General features: G+C 60.4%; 4 protein-coding genes and 1 pseudogene. 1 reads left to right on the plus strand and 4 read right to left on the minus strand.

The annotated features are described in order from the left end of the window. Positions 1-66: 66 nt before the first annotated feature. Positions 67-234 (plus strand): annotated as a pseudogene (locus FFR93_RS41850) (Crp/Fnr family transcriptional regulator); the annotation flags it as partial. A gap of 1 nt (position 235) precedes the next feature. On the opposite strand, the gene FFR93_RS40245 reads toward FFR93_RS41850, so the two are convergent. The 4 genes from FFR93_RS40245 to traF all read right to left on the minus strand — a co-directional run bounded on the left by FFR93_RS40245 (position 236) and on the right by traF (position 2,932). Continuing rightward, entirely contained in the window at positions 236-475 is a 240-nt protein-coding gene (locus tag FFR93_RS40245; protein ID WP_171049349.1) for a hypothetical protein, read from the minus strand. Positions 476-671: 196 nt separating this feature from the next. Beyond that, positions 672-1,289 (minus strand): TraH family protein, encoded by a 618-nt coding sequence (locus FFR93_RS40250; RefSeq protein ID WP_138397214.1) that lies wholly within the window; start codon positions 1,287-1,289, stop codon positions 672-674. A 16-nt stretch (positions 1,290-1,305) separates the two neighbouring features. Continuing rightward, positions 1,306-2,469 carry a conjugal transfer protein TraB gene (locus FFR93_RS40255; RefSeq protein ID WP_138397215.1) on the minus strand — a complete coding sequence of 388 codons (1,164 nt, stop codon included), beginning with the start codon at positions 2,467-2,469 and terminating at the stop codon, positions 1,306-1,308. Beyond that, complete coding sequence (gene traF / locus FFR93_RS40260) at positions 2,459-2,932, minus strand: conjugative transfer signal peptidase TraF (protein WP_138397216.1); 474 nt, start codon at positions 2,930-2,932, stop codon at positions 2,459-2,461. The genes FFR93_RS40255 and traF overlap by 11 nt, the downstream gene beginning before the upstream one ends. Positions 2,933-2,934: the final 2 nt, after the last annotated feature.

Raw genomic sequence — 2,934 nt, forward strand, 5'->3', positions numbered from 1 at the left:
TTGTAGCTGATGGTCGATGAGGTCATCTCAACCGAATTATCCGCCACCCGTTAAGTTGCCGACAACGTGACATCGCCGCTCCATATTCTTGAAGGCCGACATGCGGTCCGATCAACGCGCGGAAATCTCCGCATTCTCAGCCGTCAAAAGCTTCTCGACATCGCCGGTGGCTGCTACGGCGTTCCGGAGCGGGAATATGAAAAGGTGCTAGGGCTGCCGTTGCGGGCGAAGTAGTTCAAGCAACCGGCTTGATCGCGTTCTTGAATAGTACTGTCAGCAACACGTCTCCCGCCTCGTTGCAAATCTCCAGCCGCCGCGAAGAGATATCTTGGCCGAGCAGAATGGCGTCGCTCATCAGGGCCCGTGCATCCTCGATGGCTTCGAGCGGTGCATCCTCAAGGCTCGGAAGCTCGGTTCCTTCCAGGTCTTCTCGGATGCCATCTCCGGCAATGATATTGAAATAATATCTGGGCATCGGAACCTTCGAGGTCGATGAGAGCATTCCACCGTACGCGCTCGCGGCGTCTTCCGATGCTCCCCTGGAAGCTAAGGGAGGGCGATCTTTCGTCAAGAATGCCGGGGGCCGGGGAACTGCAACCTCCGCGCTCGCACAATGCTGCCACCCGAAAATCGTAGCGTGGTCCGTCCTATCTGCTGGCGATGGCGCAACACTACTGCTGACCACCAATGCGAGATAGATCGACCCGTATTCCCGCAGTGCCAATTTTCTTTTCGTCCGAAGGTTCTGCCTCGGCCCGTAGCGGAGTCCCGGCATCGACCGTATTCGCCTCCGATTTATCGGCCCGCGGTTCATTTTGGTTGGCTAGTGCCCCGCCTGGATCCTCCGCCTGAAACACGCTCACGCCCTCGAACTCACCGGTCTTCCATGCGTAAATCGCATCCTCGAAAATCTGCGGGAAGACGTCTTTGCTCGTGGGGTTGCCATACCATTTCGCAACGATCCTAAGGACCTTGGCGAACATCGCCGTGCCTTTGCGAAGGTTCTGGCAGGCGACCAAACCTGACTTTAAATCGGTCGCTTCCTTGGCTCCAACCCCAGCGGGAAACTGCGTCAGCCCAACGCGAACGACCGCCTGACCAGCATATTGCCGTACGATCGCCATCGCCTCCTCGGCCGATGCCGCTTTCGGGATGAGGATCAATCGACCGCCCGATCTGACGGTGACGGCGAGGGGATCAGCCGAGCCCGCTGCCATCACGAACTGCTCGAGGATCGCGGGTTTGAGAAAAGGGTCGGCGCATTCTTTGATCAGGACGGCGTCGAGCATGGTGTCTCCTTGGCACTCAGGTGTTGAAGGTAATGACGAGCGGTTTTGCGAAGAGCCTTGCCCACGCCGCGGTGGCGGCTCGCTGGATAGCAACGATTGATGTCCCTTCGGTCCACCACCCGTTTCCGACGGCAATGATGAAGTCCGGATCGTGCAGCATGGACTGAAGGACCGGCCAAACGATCAGCTGCTCGTAGCAGATCAGTGGTGCCGCACGGCTGGCACCAATGGAGACGACCGGGTTCGCGAAGAAATCCGCCCGGGCGCCGCCGCTCTCCCCAAACCACGATCGCCATGGCTGCCACATCGAACCAGGAACCGGCATGCGTTCGCGATAGAGAATGCGTCCGCCCTTCCCGTCGATCGCGACGAGGACATTGTCGTAGCCGGTGGCATCGAGCACCGTGGCGCCGGCGATGACCGACGCATCACCGTCTCTGAAGGCGCCTGCCCACAGACGCCGCACGGTCGGTGTCCAGAAACCAAGCGCACTTTCCGGCAGCACCACAAAGCGAGCGCCATCGCTGGCTGCGCCACGCACCGTTGCGATCATGTCACGGTAGCGTTGAAGACCGGCCTCACGGCCGAGCGAAGCCCCCATTTCCAAATCGACGCCGCGCCAACCTTCCGGTAGTTTCGCGTCGGTCCAGATCGCGGCGGACCACAGCCAAAAGCCTATCAAGGCGATGGCGACAGCTGGCCACGTGCGGGTTACGAGGCCGGCAAGGCCAGCTTTCATGAGCCCTAATCCGCACCATCCCCATCCCGGAAACAGAACACCAGCAGCCGTGACAGGATGCGCCCAGCCTGTGATGCCGAACGGCGGAATGAACATGACGATCGCTGCGAGGAGATAGCGAAACGGACGAACGTTCGGGTACTTCGTCCAGAGGACGGAATGGACGGTAACGAAACTCATAGACGCACCCAGCCAGAGCAGGAGGCCCGGCCAGATATTGGACGAATAAAAGGCGGCCACGCCTTGGGGCAAACCCCGTGATGCGCCCAGGAAATATGCGGCGGAGACAAGTGCCGCTACCGATCTCGATTGCGAGGTCGACCAGAGAACGGGAAACCCCAGCGCGACGGGTAGAAGCAACACATGCCCGCTCCAGCCCACCACGCCGATTACGATCGAAGCGAAGATCAGCAGCGTCGACCGAATGTAATCACGGCGCATAGGTGAGGACCTCCTGCGCCAGGCCGAGAATGGCGGAAGCTGGCACCGGACCGAAGTATCGGGAGTCGTAGGAGCCGGGGAATGCGGAATGCAGGAAGACATATCCTGGCGGTATAATGGCGCTCGGAGAGGGCGTCAGCGGCCGGCCTTTTCCATCTCGTTGTGCGAGACTGGAAGAGGAAACCACCCGCCCATCCACGGTTACGCTGGCATCGATTTCGGCATGCTGTCCTGCAACGGCGATCACTGTCTTGATCAACGGTGCAACACCGCCCGGGCAGGAACCAGAACGGAGATAGCCTCGTGCCCTCGCTTCCCGCATCGCCGCCGTTTCCGGTGGGCAGACGAACACGATGTCGTCGAGTGCTGCCGGTCGATGAAGCGGGATGATGCGCCACAGGCCGAGTGGCTCGCTCGGTGTCAGATTGATGCGGTAGCCGCCGGCGACGGCAGTCACCACCAGCA

The organism is Rhizobium sp. MHM7A (assembly GCF_005862215.1).
Classification (GTDB): Bacteria; Pseudomonadota; Alphaproteobacteria; order Rhizobiales; family Rhizobiaceae; genus Rhizobium; species Rhizobium bangladeshense.